This is a genomic window from Salmonella sp. NW722, from assembly GCF_051702785.1.
In the GTDB taxonomy this organism is placed as follows: Bacteria; Pseudomonadota; Gammaproteobacteria; order Enterobacterales; family Enterobacteriaceae; genus Salmonella; species Salmonella enterica.
Window position 1 is genome coordinate 63,264 of the sequence record NZ_JAMMIN010000004.1, and the last position, 18,697, is coordinate 81,960.

An 18,697-nucleotide genomic window follows, 5' to 3' on the forward strand; every position below is an offset into this window, starting at 1 on the left:
ATATGACACCAGGCGGACAAGCTCAGATAGGTAACGTTGATCTCGTAAAACAGCTTAACAGCGCGGCCGTTTACCGCCTGATTGACCAGCATGGTCCTATCTCGCGCATACAAATTGCCGAGCAAAGCCAGCTTGCTCCCGCCAGCGTAACGAAAATTACGCGTCAACTCATTGAACGCGGGCTGATCAAAGAAGTCGATCAGCAGGCCTCTACCGGAGGCCGCCGCGCTATCTCTATCGTCACGGAAACCCGTAACTTCCATGCCATTGGCGTTCGCCTGGGCCGTCATGACACCACTTTAACGCTCTACGATCTGAGCAGTAAAGTGGTCGCTGAGGAGCATTATCCACTACCGGAGCGCACCCAGGAGACGCTGGAACATGCGCTGCTCAACACCATCGCCGTCTTTATTGATAGCTGTCAGCGTAAAATTCGTGAATTGATCGCTATCTCGGTGATCCTGCCAGGGCTTGTCGATCCGGAAAGCGGCGTGATTCGTTACATGCCGCACATTCAGGTTGAAAACTGGGGACTGGTCGAAGCGCTGGAAAAACGGTTTCACGTTACCTGTTTCGTGGGACACGATATCCGTAGCCTGGCGCTGGCGGAACACTACTTCGGCGCCAGTCAGGATTGCGAGGACTCGATTCTGGTGCGCGTTCATCGTGGTACAGGCGCCGGGATTATCTCCAACGGACGCATCTTCATTGGCCGTAACGGCAACGTCGGCGAAATTGGGCATATTCAGGTGGAGCCGTTGGGCGAGCGCTGCCACTGCGGTAATTTCGGCTGTCTGGAAACCATTGCCGCCAATGCGGCGATTGAACAACGGGTGCTGAATTTGCTTAAACAAGGGTATCAAAGCCGTGTTCCGCTTGACGACTGCACGATTAAAACCATCTGTAAGGCGGCAAACCGGGGCGACAGCCTGGCTTCGGAAGTCATTGAGCATGTTGGTCGCCATTTGGGCAAAACGATCGCCATTGCTATCAACCTGTTTAATCCGCAAAAAATCGTCATTGCCGGCGAGATCATTGAAGCCGATAAAGTCCTGTTGCCCGCTATCGAAAGCTGTATCAATACGCAGGCGTTAAAGGCATTTCGCAAAAATTTGCCGGTGGTACGCTCCACGCTGGATCACCGTTCTGCTATCGGCGCATTTGCCTTAGTTAAACGCGCCATGCTCAACGGAACATTGCTGCAACGTTTGCTGGAAAGTTGATGCGCTCTTATAGTATCGGATTATTCACAAATTCCCTGGGTAGTTCATGACCATCAAGAATGTAATCTGCGATATCGACGGCGTGCTGATGCACGACAACGTAGCCGTACCCGGTGCGGCGGAATTTCTGACGGGGATTCTGGAAAAAGGTCTGCCGCTGGTGCTGCTGACCAATTACCCGTCGCAAACCGGCCAGGATCTGGCGAACCGTTTTGCTACCGCTGGCGTTAACGTGCCGGACAGCGTGTTTTATACGTCAGCAATGGCGACAGCCGATTTTCTGCGCCGTCAGGAAGGTAAGAAAGCGTATGTCGTGGGCGAAGGCGCGCTCATTCACGAGCTCTATAAAGCGGGGTTTACCATTACCGATGTGAACCCTGATTTTGTCATCGTTGGAGAAACCCGCTCCTACAACTGGGACATGATGCATAAAGCAGCATTTTTCGTCGCCAATGGCGCGCGCTTTATCGCCACCAACCCGGATACCCACGGTCGCGGCTTTTATCCGGCCTGCGGCGCGCTGTGCGCAGGCATTGAAAAAATTTCCGGCCGGAAGCCGTTTTATGTCGGCAAACCCAGCCCGTGGATCATCCGCGCGGCATTAAACAAAATGCAGGCGCACTCGGAAGAGACCGTTATCGTCGGCGACAACCTGCGCACCGACATTCTGGCGGGGTTCCAGGCCGGTCTGGAGACCATTCTGGTGCTTTCTGGCGTATCAACAATCAATGATATTGACAGTATGCCATTCCGCCCAAGCTGGATTTACCCTTCCGTCGCTGAGATCGACGTTATCTAAACCTGTCCCCTGCCTGATGACGCATAGCTTTCAGGCCTACGGTTCGAACAACATTGTAGGTCTGATAAGCGAAACGCCATCAGGAAAAACATAATTCAATTAATCCACGATAAAACTGAAGATCCATCAATAAATCCGCGCAATATGTAATCATTTTTCACTAATCAACAATGACGATTGCATTTTTCATTTTTCAGACCGTAATCCCCTTGCGCCTTCCACGCCTTTGCGGCATTTTTTAGTCAAGCAAACACAAAAAGTACGACGCAACAGATTAACGGAGAAGGCTATGTGTTCTATTTTCGGCGTATTCGATATCAAAACAGATGCAGCGGAACTGCGTAAAAAAGCCCTTGAACTGTCACGCCTGATGCGCCATCGCGGCCCGGACTGGTCCGGCATCTACGCTTGCGATAACGCGATTCTCGCACATGAACGCTTGTCGATTGTTGATGTTAACGCCGGCGCCCAGCCCCTGTATAACGCCAGGAAAACCCACGTGCTGGCGGTGAACGGTGAAATTTATAACCATCAGACGTTACGCGCGGAGTATGGCGATCGTTACGCGTTCCAGACAGGCTCCGACTGCGAAGTTATCCTCGCGCTGTATCAGGAAAAGGGGCCGAATTTCCTTGACGATTTACAGGGGATGTTCGCCTTCGCCCTGTATGACAGCGAAAAAGACGCTTATCTGATTGGTCGTGACCATATCGGTATTATTCCGCTCTATATGGGCTATGACGAATTCGGCAACTTCTACGTAGCGTCAGAAATGAAAGCGCTGACCCCGGTCTGCCGCACCATTAAAGAGTTCCCGGCGGGCAGCTACCTGTGGAGCAAAGACGGCGAAATTCGTCAGTACTATCAGCGCGACTGGTTCGATTACGATGCGGTAAAAGACAACGTCACCGACAAAAACGCGCTGCGCCAGGCGCTGGAAGAATCCGTGAAAAGCCACCTGATGTCCGACGTCCCTTACGGCGTGCTGCTCTCCGGCGGTCTGGACTCGTCGATTATCTCGGCTATCACCAAAAAATTCGCCGCCCGTCGCGTCGAAGATCAGGAGCGCTCCGAAGCCTGGTGGCCACAGTTGCACTCTTTTGCGGTCGGTCTGGAAGGTTCGCCTGACCTGAAGGCGGCCCAGGAAGTGGCTAACCACCTCGGCACCGTGCACCATGAAATTCACTTCACCGTGCAGGAAGGCCTTGATGCCATTCGTGATGTTATCTATCACATTGAAACCTATGACGTGACCACTATCCGCGCCTCAACGCCGATGTATCTGATGTCGCGTAAGATCAAAGCGATGGGCATCAAAATGGTGCTCTCCGGCGAAGGTTCCGATGAGGTGTTTGGCGGCTACCTGTACTTCCATAAAGCGCCGAACGCCAAAGAGTTACATGAAGAGACGGTCCGTAAGCTACAGGCGCTGCATATGTATGACTGCGCCCGCGCCAACAAAGCGATGTCCGCCTGGGGCGTGGAAGCGCGCGTACCGTTCCTGGATAAAAAATTCCTCGACGTGGCGATGCGTATCAACCCACAGGATAAAATGTGCGGCAACGGCAAGATGGAAAAACACGTGCTGCGCGAGTGCTTCGAGTCTTATCTGCCGGCAAGCGTCGCGTGGCGTCAGAAAGAGCAGTTCTCTGACGGCGTAGGCTACAGCTGGATTGATACGCTGAAAGAGGTGGCGGCGAAACAGATTTCCGATCAACAACTGGAAACCGCCCGCTTCCGCTTTCCATACAACACGCCGTCGTCTAAAGAAGCGTACTTGTACCGGGAAATTTTTGAAGAGCTGTTCCCGGTGCCAAGCGCGGCGGAATGCGTACCCGGCGGCCCGTCCGTCGCCTGTTCTTCCGCCAAAGCCATTGAGTGGGATGAAGCATTCAAAACGATGGATGACCCGTCAGGCCGCGCGGTCGGCGTGCATCAGTCGGCGTACCAGTAAATTAACGATGACGAAAGAGCCCTTAGGGGCTCTTTTTTTATAGCAAACCACTTTCGGAAAAACGATTAATAACCAATAATTGCCGAATATTGCGCCACGCTGTTCGCAACCTAACCAAACAGACACTTTCCGACGTTTTTCGATGAAAAAGAGGTTGACGCTTCAAGGCTCAATACGCATAATGCGCCCCGCAACGCCGATAAGGTAACGCGAAAAAAGATGGCTACGTAGCTCAGTTGGTTAGAGCACATCACTCATAATGATGGGGTCACAGGTTCGAATCCCGTCGTAGCCACCATCTTTTTTGCGGGAGTGGCGAAATTGGTAGACGCACCAGATTTAGGTTCTGGCGCCGCAAGGTGTGCGAGTTCAAGTCTCGCCTCCCGCACCATTCACCGATAAGCGTTGTACGGATGGGGTATCGCCAAGCGGTAAGGCACCGGTTTTTGATACCGGCATTCCCTGGTTCGAATCCAGGTACCCCAGCCATATTTCTTCGAGTTTGCGGTTCACCGCGACGGTATTGGGGTATCGCCAAGCGGTAAGGCACCGGTTTTTGATACCGGCATTCCCTGGTTCGAATCCAGGTACCCCAGCCATCGAAGAAATCATCTGGCTACGTAGCTCAGTTGGTTAGAGCACATCACTCATAATGATGGGGTCACAGGTTCGAATCCCGTCGTAGCCACCATATTCAGAACGCGTCGAGGTATTCGACCGGTTCGAAAATAATTTGTTGGGGTATCGCCAAGCGGTAAGGCACCGGATTCTGATTCCGGCATTCCGAGGTTCGAATCCTCGTACCCCAGCCAGTTTTAAAGACGCTCTGCTAATGAGCGCAAGAAGTACGACAATTGGGGTATCGCCAAGCGGTAAGGCACCGGATTCTGATTCCGGCATTCCGAGGTTCGAATCCTCGTACCCCAGCCACCTTTAAAAAGCTCGCTTCGGCGAGCTTTTTGCTTTTCTGCGTTTATAAATTCCGAAAGAGGTTTCCCCCTCAATGCCCTGCTATCAGTAAAACGCTATGATAAAGCCTTACAGGGAGCGTTCGGTAACCTCACAATGAATTACCAGTTTTGTTGGTATCTCTTTTTGCGGCCATTAACATTTTTTATGGTCGTCTTGCTCTGCGCTTTCACCTTCATTGATATCACGGCCAGCGCCGCCTGGTTGATTATTTTGGGTCTGATTTACCCCGTGGCAGTGTCAATGAGGCTACATATACTGCACCAGAAAAAGGCCGTCATGTTGCGCCAGAATAGTGCGGAATGGATAGTGTATCTGCCAGGGATCCCTGTGCAAGAAAAACAAAGCGCGCTGATTAATGTCGCGTTTTCCTCGAAAACGGCGCTGCGCGGATTCTATATTCGCGCCCTGTCCAGCAAAGTCATTCTTCACATCATCACTTTTTATATTCTGTGGTTTGATGTCCAACATGCAACACTGACGTGGTATCGGATTCTCGCCGCATTAATCACTCTGGCGATTCTTGTAAAATCAATGAGTTCCACATTACTGATGCTACATAAAGTAGTACGTTGCCAATACAACGTATGCACAATTGAAATGGCATCACCTTGGTATGAAATTGATTTCAAAGGGAAATTAGGTTTATGTGCTTTATTTGCAGTAAAGTAAGATGTCAATACGCTTACCCGACCTGCAATTGAGCGTTTTTACAAACCGGGTAAGGCATTCAACGGGTTACAACCCCAACGCATATTTCAGCGCCTGACGTTTTAGCACGCCTGCGCGCTGCGCCGCCATCAGCCCCATATTGCGTAAAATACGCAGCGGCGGCAGTTCATTGCTGAATCCGGCATAAAACAGATCCATTCCACTTTGCATCATAAAATTATCTGCCATGCGCCGCGTCTGATAGCGTTTCAACACCGAATGGCTGGCCCAGGACTCGCCATAGCTACGGGCACTCGCCAGCACATCAATCAACGCATCAACATCCCGATACCCCAGGTTGACGCCCTGCCCGGCCAGCGGATGAATGGTATGCGCCGCGTCGCCTACCAGCGCCAGCCCCGGTTGTACATACTGCAACGCGTGACGACGGGTTAGCGGAAACGCGCCCGCCGCGACAGGCATCACCGCCCCCAGACGCGCCGGAAAGTGCTGGTTAATTTCCACCTGCAATTGCGTCATCGATAAACTCTGTAGCTGGCGAATACGTGCCGGAGCGTCATACCACACCAGCGACGCCCAATCGTCGAACAGCGGCAAAAAGGCGCGCGGCCCCGTTGGCGTAAACTGCTGCCAGGTGCTGTCGCCTGGCGCATTTTCACACTTGACGGTGATAAGCATACACGACTGCGCATATTGCCAGGCATGAATGCCAATTCCCGCCATTTGCCGAACCTGCGAATTCGCGCCGTCGGCGCCAATCACTAACTTCGGCGTTACCCATTCGCCGTCGGCCAGTTCCAGCGCATAACCATCGTGGCGGCGGTGCAATGCCGCCAGTGAAGCCGGAACGCGCAGCGTCACGCCGGGGTGCGCTTCCAGCGCCTGCCACAGCGCCTGTTGCAGGACGTTGTTCTCTACCATATAGCCTAACAGCGGCAGCTTGAGTTCAGCGGCGTCGAACACCACATGGGCGTTTTCCCACTCCCAGGTCTCCAGTCGCCGATAAGGATGGCTACGCATCCCCTGCACCGCCTCCCACACGCCCAGCCCCTTGAGCAGCGCCACGGATGCCGCGCTAATGGCCGAAATCCGCACGTCAGGCTGGCTGTCAGCCACAAACGGCGCAGGCGCGGCATGTTCTATTACCATCACCGTAAACCCTTGCTGCGCCAGACCCAGCGCCAGCGCGCCGCCGACCATTCCCCCGCCGACAATGGCAATTTCCGTTGGTTGATTTGTCATGGTCATTCATCCTGTTACGTTTTAGACAAGTTTACAGGATTTTTTACCCATTAGGGCTGACGTCAGTCATACTGGTCACAACCGCGCCAAAGCATTACACTATGCGCCCTGCTTTTCAGCCACTATTTCGCAAGAGCAAGTCGATGACTAAAAAACTCCATATTAAAACCTGGGGCTGTCAGATGAACGAGTACGATTCATCGAAGATGGCCGATCTGCTGGACGCCACCCACGGCTATCAACTGACCGACGTGGCGGAAGAGGCGGATGTGCTGCTGTTGAATACCTGCTCAATCCGCGAGAAGGCTCAGGAAAAAGTCTTCCATCAATTAGGTCGCTGGAGACTGTTAAAAGAGAAAAATCCCGATCTGATTATCGGCGTCGGCGGCTGCGTGGCTTCCCAGGAAGGCGAGCACATTCGTCAACGCGCCCATTACGTCGACATTATTTTTGGCCCGCAAACCTTACACCGCCTGCCGGAGATGATTAACTCCGTGCGTGGCGACCGCAGCCCGGTGGTCGATATCAGCTTCCCGGAAATCGAGAAGTTCGACCGTTTGCCGGAACCGCGCGCCGAAGGCCCGACCGCTTTCGTTTCTATCATGGAAGGCTGCAATAAATATTGTACTTACTGCGTGGTACCGTATACCCGCGGTGAAGAAGTCAGCCGTCCCTCAGACGATATCCTGTTCGAAATCGCCCAGTTAGCGGCGCAGGGCGTGCGTGAGGTCAACCTGCTGGGCCAGAACGTTAACGCCTGGCGCGGAGAAAACTACGACGGCACCACCGGCACCTTTGCCGATCTGCTGCGTCTGGTTGCCGCCATCGACGGCATTGACCGTATTCGCTTTACCACCAGCCATCCGATTGAGTTCACCGACGATATTATCGAGGTGTACCGCGATACGCCGGAGCTGGTCAGTTTCCTGCATCTGCCGGTACAGAGCGGTTCCGATCGCGTGTTGAATCTGATGGGGCGCACCCACACTGCGCTGGAATATAAAGCAATCATCCGTAAACTGCGCGCGGCGCGGCCGGACATTCAGATAAGCTCTGACTTTATCGTCGGTTTCCCTGGCGAAACTACCGATGATTTCGAAAAAACCATGAAGCTTATCGCTGACGTCAACTTTGATATGAGCTACAGCTTTATCTTCTCTGCGCGTCCGGGAACGCCAGCTGCCGATATGGTTGATGACGTACCGGAAGAAGAGAAAAAGCAGCGTCTGTATATTCTGCAAGAGCGTATCAATCAGCAGGCGATGGCATGGAGCCGCCGTATGCTCGGCACGACACAGCGCATTCTGGTGGAAGGCACGTCACGTAAAAACATTATGGAACTGTCTGGCCGTACCGAAAACAATCGGGTGGTGAACTTTGAAGGCACGCCGGAGATGATTGGTAAGTTTGTCGATGTGGAAATTACTGACGTCTATCCGAACTCCCTGCGCGGAAAAGTGGTGCGTACCGAAGATGAAATGGGTCTGCGCGTCGCCGAAACGCCGGAGTCCGTCATTGCCCGTACCCGTAAAGAAAATGAGCTGGGCGTAGGATTCTACCAGCCTTAATCCTGCAGGAAAGGCAATAATGCCCGATGGCGCTACGCCTGTCGGGCTTCCTGGTCATGGCCTGTCGCCCGACGGGCCTTGCAATTTTCCCTCTTCATCCCCATCTTCATTGCAATGCTTGCGCCTTTTCCCTATGGCGTGAATAATTTCCTTAGATGCCGGTAAATGTTCAGCGTCCGGCGATACAGATACAAGAGGAACAGTTTGAATATAGACACTCGCGAAATTACCCTTGAGCCCGCAGACAACGCCCGTCTGTTGAGCCTTTGCGGGCCGTTTGATGACAATATTAAACAGCTCGAACGTCGTCTCGGTATTGAAATCAACCGCCGTGACAATCACTTTAAACTGACCGGTCGTCCGATTTGCGTGACCGCGGCGACAGATATTTTGCGAAGTCTGTATGTCGATACCGCACCGATGCGCGGCCAGACTCAGGATATCGAACCGGAACAAATTCATCTGGCGATCAAAGAAGCGCGGGTGCTGGAACAGAGCGCGGAAAGCGTGCCTGACTATGGCAAAGCTATTAATATCAAAACCAAGCGCGGCGTGATTAAACCGCGTACCCCGAACCAGGCGCAGTACATCGCCAATATTCTCGATCATGATATTACCTTTGGCGTCGGCCCGGCGGGTACCGGTAAAACTTATCTTGCGGTCGCCGCTGCGGTAGACGCCCTGGAGCGCCAGGAGATTCGCCGTATTCTACTGACCCGTCCGGCGGTGGAAGCGGGCGAAAAACTGGGCTTTCTGCCAGGCGATTTAAGTCAGAAGGTGGACCCGTACCTGCGTCCGCTGTATGACGCGCTGTTCGAAATGCTCGGCTTTGAAAAAGTCGAGAAGCTGATTGAGCGCAATGTGATTGAAGTCGCGCCGCTGGCCTATATGCGCGGACGCACATTAAACGACGCCTTTATCATTCTGGATGAAAGCCAGAACACCACTATCGAACAGATGAAGATGTTCCTGACGCGTATCGGCTTTAACTCGAAAGCGGTGATCACCGGCGACGTGACGCAGATTGACCTGCCACGCAACACCAAATCCGGCTTGCGTCATGCCATTGAAGTGCTGGCGGAAGTCGATGAAATCAGCTTTAACTTCTTCCACAGCGAAGACGTGGTGCGCCATCCGGTCGTTGCCCGCATTGTTAACGCCTATGAAGCCTGGGAAGAGGCAGAACAAAAACGCAAAGCGGCGTTGGCGGCGGAGCGTAAGCGTGAAGCCCAGGAGCAGGAACAGAAATGAGCCAGGTGATCCTCGATTTACAGTTGGCCTGCGAAAACCACGCGGGCCTGCCGGATGAAGCTCAGTTTCAACGCTGGCTGGACGGCGTTATTCCGCAGTTTCAGGAAGAGGCGGAAGTCACAATCCGTCTGGTGGATGAGGCCGAAAGCCACGACCTTAATTTGACGTACCGCGGGAAAGATAAACCCACTAATGTTCTCTCCTTCCCGTTTGAAGCGCCCCCCGGCATTGAAATGCCGCTACTGGGCGATCTGATTATTTGCCGTCAGGTCGTGGAGCAGGAAGCGCAAGAACAGAGCAAGCCGCTGGAGGCGCACTGGGCGCACATGGTCGTGCACGGTAGCCTGCATTTGCTGGGTTACGATCATATCGACGATGACGAAGCGGAAGAGATGGAGTCTCTCGAAACGGAGATTATGCTTGCTATGGGCTATGAGGATCCGTACATTGCCGAGAAGATTGCAGAATAGTAGCTTGCCGGATGGCGGCGCTTGCGCCTTATCCGGCCTACATTCATGCCTTTTGTAGGCCTGATAAGCGTAGCGCCATCAGGCAAAACATGCCGTCACAGCTGAGTATACGCATGACGAGCTTTGTATTAACTAACATGAGAACCCATACGACGCCATGAGCGACGACAATTCACACAGTAGTGACACAGTAAACAGTAAAAAGGGATTTTTTTCCCTGCTACTCAGCCAGCTTTTCCACGGTGAACCTAAAAACCGCGATGAGTTGCTGGCGCTGATCCGTGATTCCGGGCAGAACGAACTTATCGATGAAGATACGCGCGATATGCTCGAAGGCGTAATGGACATCGCCGACCAGCGCGTTCGCGATATTATGATCCCGCGCTCCCAGATGATTACCCTGAAACGCAATCAGACGCTGGACGAGTGTCTCGATGTTATCATCGAGTCCGCCCACTCGCGTTTTCCGGTGATCAGCGAAGATAAAGATCACATTGAAGGGATTCTGATGGCCAAAGATTTGCTGCCGTTTATGCGCAGCGATGCCGAAGCCTTCAGCATGGACAAAGTGTTACGCACCGCGGTTGTCGTACCGGAAAGCAAACGGGTTGACCGTATGCTCAAGGAGTTCCGCTCCCAGCGTTACCATATGGCGATCGTGATTGATGAGTTTGGCGGCGTTTCCGGCCTTGTGACTATCGAAGACATCCTCGAACTGATTGTCGGTGAAATTGAAGATGAGTATGACGAAGAAGACGATATCGACTTCCGTCAGCTTAGCCGCCATACCTGGACGATTCGCGCGCTGGCGTCGATTGAAGACTTCAATGACGCTTTCGGCACCCACTTCAGCGATGAAGAAGTCGATACCATCGGCGGACTGGTGATGCAGGCGTTCGGCCATTTACCGGCCCGCGGCGAAACCATTGACATTGATGGTTACCAGTTCAAAGTGGCGATGGCCGATAGTCGTCGTATTATTCAGGTGCATGTCAGGATCCCGGATGACTCGCCCCAGCCAAAACTGGACGAATAACAGCAATAGTGGACTAAAAATGGCATTTGCCTCGTTAATTGAACGCCAGCGTATTCGCCTGCTGCTGGCGTTATTATTCGGCGCCTGCGGAACACTGGCTTTCTCTCCGTATGACGTCTGGCCCGCAGCGATAGTGTCGCTTATCGGGCTGCAGGCCTTAACGTTTAATCGCCGCCCGCTCCAGTCTGCCGCCATCGGCTATTGCTGGGGACTCGGACTTTTCGGTAGCGGGATTAACTGGGTTTATGTCAGTATCGCGCAGTTTGGCGGCATGCCGGGCCCGGTTAACGTTTTTCTGGTGGTGCTGCTTGCAGCTTATCTCTCGCTGTATACCGGACTGTTTGCCGGGATTTTGTCGCGCCTGTGGCCAAAAACCAACTGGCTGCGCGTCGCTATCGCCGCGCCTGCAATATGGCAAATCACCGAATTTTTACGCGGCTGGGTGCTGACCGGCTTCCCCTGGCTGCAATTTGGCTATAGTCAGGTCGATGGCCCGCTAAAAGGCCTGGCGCCGGTAATGGGCGTCGAAGCGATCAACTTCCTGCTGGTGATGGTCAGCGGCCTGTTAGCGCTGGCACTGGCGACGCGGAACTGGCGTCCGCTGGCTGTCGCCGTGATTCTGTTTGCTTTGCCCTTTCCGCTACGTTATATCCAGTGGTTTACGCTGGAACCTACCAAAGCGACCCAGGTATCGCTGGTGCAGGGCGATATCCCGCAGTCGCTGAAGTGGGACGAAAACCAGCTACTGAATACGCTAAAAATTTATCTCAACGAAACCCGCCCAGAGTTAGGCAAATCACAGATTATTATCTGGCCTGAGTCGGCGATTCCGGATCTCGAAATCAATCAGCAGCCTTTCCTTCGTTCGCTGGACGAGATGTTACGCGAAAAAAATAGCACGCTGATCACCGGTATTGTCGATGCGCGTCTCAATAAACAGAATCGATACGACACCTACAATACGATTATTACGTTGGGCAAGGATAATCCATACAGTTATGACTCGCCCAATCGCTACAATAAAAATCACCTTGTACCCTTTGGCGAGTTCGTTCCGCTGGAGTCTATCCTGCGTCCGCTGGCGCCGTTCTTCGATCTGCCCATGTCCTCCTTTAGCCGCGGCCCTTATATCCAGCCGCAGTTACATGCGCACGACTATAAGCTGACGGCGGCAATCTGTTATGAAATTATTCTTGGCGAACAGGTGCGGGATAACTTCCGCCCGGACACCGACTATCTGCTGACGATTTCTAACGACGCCTGGTTTGGTAAGTCCATTGGCCCGTGGCAACATTTCCAGATGGCGCGGATGCGTTCGCTGGAGCTGGCGCGTCCGTTGCTGCGCAGTACTAATAACGGTATTACGGCGGTGATTGGCCCGCAGGGCGAAATTCAGGCGATGATCCCGCAGTTCACACGCCAGGTACTGACCACCAATGTCACGCCAACCACGGGGTTAACTCCCTATGCCCGTACCGGCAACTGGCCGCTATGGGTACTGACCGCGCTGTTTGCTTTTGGCGCGGTAGTGATGAGTCTGCGACAACGACGGAAATAATCTCTCCCCAGGCCGGATAGCGCTTCATTTATCCGGCCTGAAAATCCTCCTTTTTCCCTCATTCTGGCACGTCTATTGCTTTGTTAAACATGGCAAACCTGTTCTGGCTGCTTGTGCAACCTGGTCGCACCAAAATCGATCATCGGTAGCACCTGAACGGTGCAATGTAGGATTTTTGCCTCTGAACGGTGCGGCGCACTTCGCAAAAATAAACAATATCGCAGCAAAATATTTACAACAAGCCACACTAAATGTTAACAAACACACATAACACTGCACGCGCAAGTTGCAGGCAATAACAACATCACAATAGCTATCAATGCGTCGACGGCGCAGATGATAAAGGAGTTGGATATGCAATTACGTAAGCTAACCACAGCAATGCTGGTCATGGGACTGTCTGCGGGCCTTGCGCACGCAGAAGATGGCGCGCCTGCCGCTGGTAGCACCCTGGACAAGATCGCTAAAAATGGCGTGATCGTCGTCGGGCATCGCGAATCTTCTGTGCCCTTTTCTTATTACGACAACCAGCAGAAAGTGGTCGGCTATTCCCAGGACTACTCCAACGCCATTGTGGAAGCGGTAAAAAAGAAACTTAACAAGCCCGATCTGCAGGTGAAGCTGATCCCGATCACCTCGCAAAACCGTATTCCGCTGTTGCAAAACGGAACCTTCGATTTTGAATGTGGTTCAACGACTAACAACCTTGAGCGCCAGAAACAGGCCGCCTTCTCCGATACGATTTTCGTCGTCGGGACGCGACTGCTGACTAAAAAAGGCGGCGATATTAAAGATTTCCCGGATCTGAAAGGCAAAGCGGTCGTCGTCACCTCCGGGACGACCTCTGAAATTCTGCTGCATAAGCTTAACGAAGAGCAAAAGATGGGGATGCGTATTATTAGCGCGAAAGACCACGGTGACTCGTTCCGCACCCTGGAAAGCGGTCGCGCCGTCGCCTTTATGATGGATGACGCGCTGCTGGCCGGCGAGCGCGCCAAAGCCAAGAAACCGGATAACTGGGAGATTGTCGGTAAACCGCAGTCCCAGGAAGCCTACGGCTGTATGCTGCGTAAAAACGACCCTGAGTTTAAAAAGCTGATGGACGATACCATCGCCCAGGCGCAAACCTCCGGCGAAGCGGAAAAGTGGTTTGATAAGTGGTTTAAAAATCCGATCCCACCGAAAAACCTGAACATGAATTTCGAATTGTCTGACGAGATGAAAGCCCTGTTCAAAGCACCGAATGATAAAGCGCTTAACTAACTAAAACTAAATGGGACGGGACTCCTGTCCTCTCGATTGTCGCTCAGCACGGACAGACTATAAGCCTGATGGTCGTTCCCCATCGGGCCTGAAGCCGCAAATCGCCGAGCAACAATCTTCGAGGGTAGCGCTGCTACCCTTTTTTTTCGGAGTAGATGTATGTCAATAGACTGGAACTGGGGTATTTTTTTACAGGAAGCCCCCTTCGGCAATACCACCTATCTCGGCTGGCTATGGAGTGGTTTTCAGGTCACCGTAGCCCTTTCGATTACCGCCTGGATTATCGCTTTCCTGGTAGGATCTATTTTCGGCATTTTACGTACCGTTCCCAACCGTTTCCTCTCCGGACTGGGCACGTTGTACGTAGAACTGTTCCGTAACGTGCCGCTGATCGTGCAATTCTTCACCTGGTACCTGGTGGTGCCTGAACTGTTGCCGGAAGATCTTGGCATGTGGTTTAAGGCGGAACTCGATCCCAATATTCAGTTTTTCCTCTCCTCAATGATCTGTCTGGGACTGTTTACCGCCGCCCGTGTTTGCGAACAGGTACGCGCTGCGATTCAGTCTTTGCCTCGCGGGCAGAAGAGCGCGGCGCTGGCGATGGGGCTAACGCTGCCGCAGGCTTATCGCTATGTCCTGCTGCCGAATGCCTATCGCGTTATCGTGCCGCCAATGACGTCAGAGATGATGAACCTGGTGAAAAACTCGGCCATCGCGTCAACCATCGGTCTGGTGGATATGGCAGCGCAGGCAGGCAAACTGTTGGATTACTCGGCGCACGCCTGGGAATCCTTCACCGCCATTACGCTGGCCTATGTGCTGATTAACGCCGTTATCATGCTGGTCATGAGCCTGGTTGAACGCAAAGTCCGCCTGCCGGGCAACGTGGGGAGCAAATAATGTACGAATTTGACTGGAGTTCGATTATCCCCTCACTGCCTTACCTGCTGGCCGGGTTGGTCATCACGCTGAAGATCACCGTCACCGCCGTTGTCGTGGGGATAGTCTGGGGAACCATTCTGGCCGTCATGCGCCTCTCAAGCTTTACCCCTATCGCCTGGTTTGCTAAAGCGTATGTTAACGTTTTCCGTTCCATCCCGTTGGTGATGGTGCTGCTGTGGTTTTATCTGATTGTACCCGGCTTTCTGCAAAACGTGCTGGGACTATCGCCGAAAACCGATATCCGCCTGATCTCCGCGATGGTGGCATTCTCCATGTTTGAAGCGGCCTACTATTCCGAGATTATTCGCGCCGGTATTCAAAGTATTTCCCGCGGGCAGTCCAGCGCCGCGCTGGCGTTGGGGATGACCCACTGGCAGTCGATGAAGCTCATTATTCTGCCGCAGGCGTTTCGGGCGATGGTGCCGCTGTTGCTTACGCAGGGCATCGTGCTATTTCAGGACACCTCTTTAGTTTATGTACTCAGCCTGGCGGACTTCTTCCGCACCGCGTCGACTATCGGCGAGCGTGACGGTACTCAGGTCGAAATGATTCTGTTCGCTGGCGCCGTTTATTTTGTTATCAGCCTGAGCGCGTCGTTGCTGGTCAGCTATTTGAAGAAAAGGACAGTTTAATGATTACCCTGAAAAATGTTTCAAAATGGTATGGTCACTTTCAGGTGCTGACCGATTGTTCAACAGAAGTGAAAAAAGGTGAGGTGGTAGTAGTCTGCGGGCCATCGGGTTCCGGTAAATCCACGCTGATTAAGACCGTCAACGGTCTGGAACCGGTGCAAAAAGGCGAAATTACCGTTAACGGCATTATTGTGAACGACAAAAAAACCGATCTGGCGAAACTGCGTTCCCGCGTGGGCATGGTATTCCAGCACTTCGAGCTGTTTCCCCACCTGTCGATCATCGAAAACCTGACGCTGGCGCAGGTGAAAGTGCTCAAGCGCGATAAGGCCGCCGCCCGCGATAAAGGCCTGAAGCTGCTGGAGCGCGTTGGCCTGTCTGCACATGCCAACAAGTTCCCGGCGCAGCTCTCCGGCGGTCAGCAGCAGCGCGTGGCGATCGCCCGCGCGCTATGTATGGACCCCATTGCCATGTTATTCGATGAACCGACTTCCGCGCTCGATCCGGAAATGATCAACGAGGTACTGGACGTAATGGTCGAGCTGGCGAACGAAGGGATGACCATGATGGTGGTGACGCACGAAATGGGCTTTGCCCGTAAAGTGGCTAACCGGGTGATCTTTATGGATGAAGGTAAAATCGTCGAAGATTCGCCAAAAGAGGAGTTCTTCGCTAACCCCAGTTCCGATCGCGCAAAAGACTTCCTTGCGAAAATCCTGCACTAATCTTCCCGGCGCGCACGTCAGAGTGCGCGCTATCTCACGCTTTACCGCTTCGCTTCTCGAAACGTATCCAGCCGGGCGTTAACCTTGTCACAAAGTACCGCTTACAAGGAGCCACAATGGCACTGCCCATTATTATTGATTGCGATCCGGGTCATGATGACGCGATCGCCCTCGTTCTCGCCCTCGCCTCCCCTGAACTGGAAGTGAAAGCGATCACCTCTTCCGCCGGCAACCAGACGCCAGAGAAGACCCTGCGCAATGTGCTGCGGATGCTGACACTGCTCAAACGCCCGGATATTCCGGTGGCGGGCGGCGCGGTGAAACCTCTCATGCGCGAACTGATTATCGCCGATAACGTTCACGGCGAAAGTGGTCTTGACGGCCCGGCGCTGCCCGAGCCGTCATTCGCCCCGCAAAGCGGCACTGCCGTTGAGCTGATGGCAAAAACACTGCGCGAGAGCGCACAGCCGGTCACCATCGTCTCCACTGGCCCACAGACCAACGTGGCGCTGCTGCTGAATAGCCATCCGGAACTGCATACGAAAATCGCCCGCATTGTGATCATGGGCGGCGCGATGGCGCTGGGTAACTGGACGCCCGCTGCGGAATTTAATATTTACGTCGACCCGGAAGCGGCAGAAATTGTCTTCCAGTCAGGCATTCCGGTGGTGATGGCCGGGCTGGACGTCACCCATAAGGCGCAGATTCACGCCGCCGATATTGAGCGTTTCCGCGACATCGGCAATCCAATTTCGACGATCGTGGCTGAACTACTCGACTTCTTCTTTGAATATCACAAAGACGAAAAATGGGGATTTGTCGGCGCGCCGCTGCACGACCCGTGCACCATCGCCTGGCTGCTGAAACCCGAGATTTTCACCACCGTTGAGCGTTGGGTTGGCGTGGAAACCCAGGGGAAATACACCCAGGGTATGACGGTGGTGGATTATTATTTCCTGACGGGGAATAAGCCGAATGCGACGGTGATGGTCGATGTAGACCGCCAGGGATTTGTCGATTTGCTGGCGGAACGGCTGCAATACTACGCATAAAGCGCAAAGTAGAATCCAGGGATGAACAGCGATGTTTTGGCGTAACAATAGACCTGAAATTAGCCTGCTACAGCACGATGTAGCCCATATAACGTTTTCAGTACGTAACGGAAAAGCATTGCTTCGTCCCTGCGTTATCCACGATCCCGACTCTTACGCCGGTATTCATACACTCTCCTGGCATGGCTCGCCGCTGATTCGTTTTTACACTGAAGCCTGGTGCCCAACCTGCGCAGAATTTGTTTATGCCGGTTTTAGCAATGATGATGAAGGCGCCGCGCAGTTTTTATCCTCACTTGCCGAGTGGAATCGGCCAGGAGTCGGGTTGAACGAAGCATTTACCTCCCTGACGCCGCTATTTTCACTCTTTGCCGATGGCTATTACCGGCTGGAAGAACGCGAACTTTATCCCACAGATGGCAACGGACATTTTTTCTGGGCGGTGGGTAACGAAAAACAACCGAATCCCGCGACTACAGGGCAGTGGATTGCTGACGTGGACTATCACTACCAGTCCGGCGAACCCTGTTTTTTACTGCCAGGCCAGCCCCCATCGCGATTTAACCCACAACGCGCCGGGTATTACCGCGATAAGCCAGAGAGCCACGCGCTGGCCTGGCATATGAATGACAGCTGGCTTTGCGTCCTGCTTGATGGTCACCATAAAGCCACCGCCGCCGCGCTGGAAGGCCGGCCCGTGAAAACCTGGGTCATCAGCCAGCCGGTGGCGATGACATGCTACGAAACGCGGCAGCAATACCTGCGATTTTATGACGGCGAGCGCCTGGAAGCAGCCCAGTTTCAGCGCCGCATCCCCCTGAAAATACAGTACGAAAAACTACCGCCATCCCTTTGGGAGGATTACTTTACTCGCCATGACGGACGTTATACCCGCGTCAACTGGCCGAACGCATTGGCTAACTGCGCAACGCATTATCCCGATCTTGCGGCCTGCGCAGATATTATTGCCGCAGGCGATCTGAGCGAGGCCGGCCTCAACAAAATCATGGCGCAAGGGATCACCGAAGAGGGATTTCCCGCCGTACTGTTACGCGCGCTGTTTTATACCCATTCTCCCTTGTTGATTGATTTTGTCCGTTTTCTGACTCGCGCACCCGGTTATGCCTGCCACTACCCGCTGGCGTTTCGTTTACTGGCCCAGAAACGCACGCCACAGGCCGATGCTTTTTTCCTCGATTTCGCCATCAATGATGACGGCGAGCGCCCGGAGTTGACGAACATTATGGATGAATACTTTCGCCAGGCGTGACATTGATAAAGATCACCACGCCAGAGGGTGGTGTTCTTTATTCTATAAACTCTCTTTCCCGATAAATTAAA

General features: G+C 53.3%; 16 protein-coding genes and 7 tRNA genes. 22 read left to right on the forward strand and 1 reads right to left on the reverse strand.

Annotated elements, in window-relative coordinates:
- The first annotated feature begins 2 nt into the window (after positions 1 to 2).
- From nagC to NA330_RS10655, 11 genes are all read left to right on the forward strand, one after another.
- The gene (gene nagC, locus NA330_RS10605; RefSeq protein ID WP_000187578.1) at positions 3 to 1,223 is read left to right on the forward strand and encodes a DNA-binding transcriptional regulator NagC; all 1,221 of its coding nucleotides are present in this window, start codon (positions 3 to 5) and stop codon (positions 1,221 to 1,223) included.
- A 46-nt stretch (positions 1,224 to 1,269) separates the two neighbouring features.
- Positions 1,270 to 2,022: a ribonucleotide monophosphatase NagD gene (gene nagD / locus NA330_RS10610; RefSeq protein WP_000153143.1), complete on the forward strand. Its 753-nt coding sequence runs from the start codon at positions 1,270 to 1,272 to the stop codon at positions 2,020 to 2,022.
- Between the two features lie 289 nt (positions 2,023 to 2,311).
- Positions 2,312 to 3,976, forward strand: a complete 1,665-nt coding sequence (gene asnB / locus NA330_RS10615) for an asparagine synthase B (protein ID WP_000337043.1) — start codon at positions 2,312 to 2,314, stop codon at positions 3,974 to 3,976.
- Between the two features lie 221 nt (positions 3,977 to 4,197).
- Positions 4,198 to 4,274: transfer RNA gene (locus NA330_RS10620), tRNA-Met, on the forward strand.
- 8 nt (positions 4,275 to 4,282) lie between these two features.
- Positions 4,283 to 4,367 (forward strand) — tRNA-Leu (locus tag NA330_RS10625).
- Positions 4,368 to 4,390: 23 nt separating this feature from the next.
- A tRNA-Gln gene (locus NA330_RS10630) sits at positions 4,391 to 4,465 on the forward strand.
- A gap of 35 nt (positions 4,466 to 4,500) precedes the next feature.
- A tRNA-Gln gene (locus NA330_RS10635) sits at positions 4,501 to 4,575 on the forward strand.
- Positions 4,576 to 4,590: 15 nt separating this feature from the next.
- Positions 4,591 to 4,667, forward strand: a tRNA-Met gene (locus NA330_RS10640).
- 46 nt (positions 4,668 to 4,713) lie between these two features.
- Positions 4,714 to 4,788: transfer RNA gene (locus NA330_RS10645), tRNA-Gln, on the forward strand.
- A gap of 43 nt (positions 4,789 to 4,831) precedes the next feature.
- A tRNA-Gln gene (locus tag NA330_RS10650) sits at positions 4,832 to 4,906 on the forward strand.
- A gap of 135 nt (positions 4,907 to 5,041) precedes the next feature.
- Positions 5,042 to 5,617, forward strand: coding sequence for a hypothetical protein (locus tag NA330_RS10655; protein WP_020438227.1), 576 nt, complete (start codon positions 5,042 to 5,044; stop codon positions 5,615 to 5,617).
- A 66-nt stretch (positions 5,618 to 5,683) separates the two neighbouring features.
- On the opposite strand, the gene ubiF is transcribed toward NA330_RS10655, so the two are convergent.
- On the reverse strand, positions 5,684 to 6,859 hold the full coding sequence (gene ubiF / locus NA330_RS10660; protein ID WP_000184627.1) for a 3-demethoxyubiquinol 3-hydroxylase: 1,176 nt from the start codon (positions 6,857 to 6,859) through the stop codon (positions 5,684 to 5,686).
- 143 nt (positions 6,860 to 7,002) lie between these two features.
- Between ubiF and miaB the strand changes: the two genes are divergently transcribed.
- The 11 genes from miaB to NA330_RS10715 all read left to right on the forward strand — a co-directional run bounded on the left by miaB (position 7,003) and on the right by NA330_RS10715 (position 18,626).
- Entirely contained in the window at positions 7,003 to 8,427 is a 1,425-nt protein-coding gene (gene miaB / locus NA330_RS10665; RefSeq protein ID WP_001519200.1) for a tRNA (N6-isopentenyl adenosine(37)-C2)-methylthiotransferase MiaB, read from the forward strand.
- A gap of 204 nt (positions 8,428 to 8,631) precedes the next feature.
- Complete coding sequence (locus NA330_RS10670; RefSeq protein WP_001018045.1) at positions 8,632 to 9,678, forward strand: PhoH family protein; 1,047 nt, start codon at positions 8,632 to 8,634, stop codon at positions 9,676 to 9,678.
- Positions 9,675 to 10,148: an rRNA maturation RNase YbeY gene (gene ybeY / locus NA330_RS10675; RefSeq protein WP_000084477.1), complete on the forward strand. Its 474-nt coding sequence runs from the start codon at positions 9,675 to 9,677 to the stop codon at positions 10,146 to 10,148. Before NA330_RS10670 ends, ybeY begins: the two co-directional genes overlap by 4 nt.
- A gap of 157 nt (positions 10,149 to 10,305) precedes the next feature.
- The gene (gene corC / locus NA330_RS10680) at positions 10,306 to 11,184 is read left to right on the forward strand and encodes a CNNM family magnesium/cobalt transport protein CorC (protein ID WP_001278615.1); all 879 of its coding nucleotides are present in this window, start codon (positions 10,306 to 10,308) and stop codon (positions 11,182 to 11,184) included.
- A 19-nt stretch (positions 11,185 to 11,203) separates the two neighbouring features.
- A complete protein-coding gene (lnt, locus tag NA330_RS10685; RefSeq protein WP_023242552.1) occupies positions 11,204 to 12,742 on the forward strand; it encodes an apolipoprotein N-acyltransferase in 1,539 nt (512 codons plus the stop codon).
- A gap of 354 nt (positions 12,743 to 13,096) precedes the next feature.
- Positions 13,097 to 14,005 carry an amino acid ABC transporter substrate-binding protein gene (locus NA330_RS10690; RefSeq protein ID WP_001518176.1) on the forward strand — a complete coding sequence of 303 codons (909 nt, stop codon included), beginning with the start codon at positions 13,097 to 13,099 and terminating at the stop codon, positions 14,003 to 14,005.
- 159 nt (positions 14,006 to 14,164) lie between these two features.
- Positions 14,165 to 14,905 (forward strand): glutamate/aspartate ABC transporter permease GltJ, encoded by a 741-nt coding sequence (gene gltJ / locus NA330_RS10695; protein WP_023242553.1) that lies wholly within the window; start codon positions 14,165 to 14,167, stop codon positions 14,903 to 14,905.
- Positions 14,905 to 15,579 carry a glutamate/aspartate ABC transporter permease GltK gene (gene gltK, locus NA330_RS10700; protein ID WP_000272802.1) on the forward strand — a complete coding sequence of 225 codons (675 nt, stop codon included), beginning with the start codon at positions 14,905 to 14,907 and terminating at the stop codon, positions 15,577 to 15,579. Before gltJ ends, gltK begins: the two co-directional genes overlap by 1 nt.
- A complete protein-coding gene (gene gltL / locus NA330_RS10705; RefSeq protein ID WP_000631369.1) occupies positions 15,579 to 16,304 on the forward strand; it encodes a glutamate/aspartate ABC transporter ATP-binding protein GltL in 726 nt (241 codons plus the stop codon). Before gltK ends, gltL begins: the two co-directional genes overlap by 1 nt.
- A gap of 116 nt (positions 16,305 to 16,420) precedes the next feature.
- Complete coding sequence (gene rihA, locus NA330_RS10710; RefSeq protein ID WP_001207423.1) at positions 16,421 to 17,356, forward strand: pyrimidine-specific ribonucleoside hydrolase RihA; 936 nt, start codon at positions 16,421 to 16,423, stop codon at positions 17,354 to 17,356.
- Positions 17,357 to 17,387: 31 nt separating this feature from the next.
- Positions 17,388 to 18,626, forward strand: a complete 1,239-nt coding sequence (locus NA330_RS10715; protein WP_023242554.1) for a hypothetical protein — start codon at positions 17,388 to 17,390, stop codon at positions 18,624 to 18,626.
- Positions 18,627 to 18,697 lie beyond the last annotated feature (71 nt).

What these genes read in the sequence shown, in the direction of transcription:
- gltL (WP_000631369.1), top strand. Translation starts at nt 15,579, where the DNA reads ATGATTACCCTGAAAAATGTTTCAAAATGGTATGGTCACTTTCAGGTG.
- ybeY (WP_000084477.1), top strand. Translation starts at nt 9,675, where the DNA reads ATGAGCCAGGTGATCCTCGATTTACAGTTGGCCTGCGAAAACCACGCG.
- NA330_RS10715 (WP_023242554.1), top strand. Translation starts at nt 17,388, where the DNA reads ATGTTTTGGCGTAACAATAGACCTGAAATTAGCCTGCTACAGCACGAT.
- rihA (WP_001207423.1), top strand. Translation starts at nt 16,421, where the DNA reads ATGGCACTGCCCATTATTATTGATTGCGATCCGGGTCATGATGACGCG.
- gltJ (WP_023242553.1), top strand. Translation starts at nt 14,165, where the DNA reads ATGTCAATAGACTGGAACTGGGGTATTTTTTTACAGGAAGCCCCCTTC.
- asnB (WP_000337043.1), top strand. Translation starts at nt 2,312, where the DNA reads ATGTGTTCTATTTTCGGCGTATTCGATATCAAAACAGATGCAGCGGAA.
- nagD (WP_000153143.1), top strand. Translation starts at nt 1,270, where the DNA reads ATGACCATCAAGAATGTAATCTGCGATATCGACGGCGTGCTGATGCAC.
- lnt (WP_023242552.1), top strand. Translation starts at nt 11,204, where the DNA reads ATGGCATTTGCCTCGTTAATTGAACGCCAGCGTATTCGCCTGCTGCTG.
- NA330_RS10655 (WP_020438227.1), top strand. Translation starts at nt 5,042, where the DNA reads ATGAATTACCAGTTTTGTTGGTATCTCTTTTTGCGGCCATTAACATTT.
- miaB (WP_001519200.1), top strand. Translation starts at nt 7,003, where the DNA reads ATGACTAAAAAACTCCATATTAAAACCTGGGGCTGTCAGATGAACGAG.
- NA330_RS10690 (WP_001518176.1), top strand. Translation starts at nt 13,097, where the DNA reads ATGCAATTACGTAAGCTAACCACAGCAATGCTGGTCATGGGACTGTCT.
- corC (WP_001278615.1), top strand. Translation starts at nt 10,306, where the DNA reads ATGAGCGACGACAATTCACACAGTAGTGACACAGTAAACAGTAAAAAG.
- gltK (WP_000272802.1), top strand. Translation starts at nt 14,905, where the DNA reads ATGTACGAATTTGACTGGAGTTCGATTATCCCCTCACTGCCTTACCTG.
- ubiF (WP_000184627.1), bottom strand. Translation starts at nt 6,859, where the DNA reads ATGACAAATCAACCAACGGAAATTGCCATTGTCGGCGGGGGAATGGTC.
- nagC (WP_000187578.1), top strand. Translation starts at nt 3, where the DNA reads ATGACACCAGGCGGACAAGCTCAGATAGGTAACGTTGATCTCGTAAAA.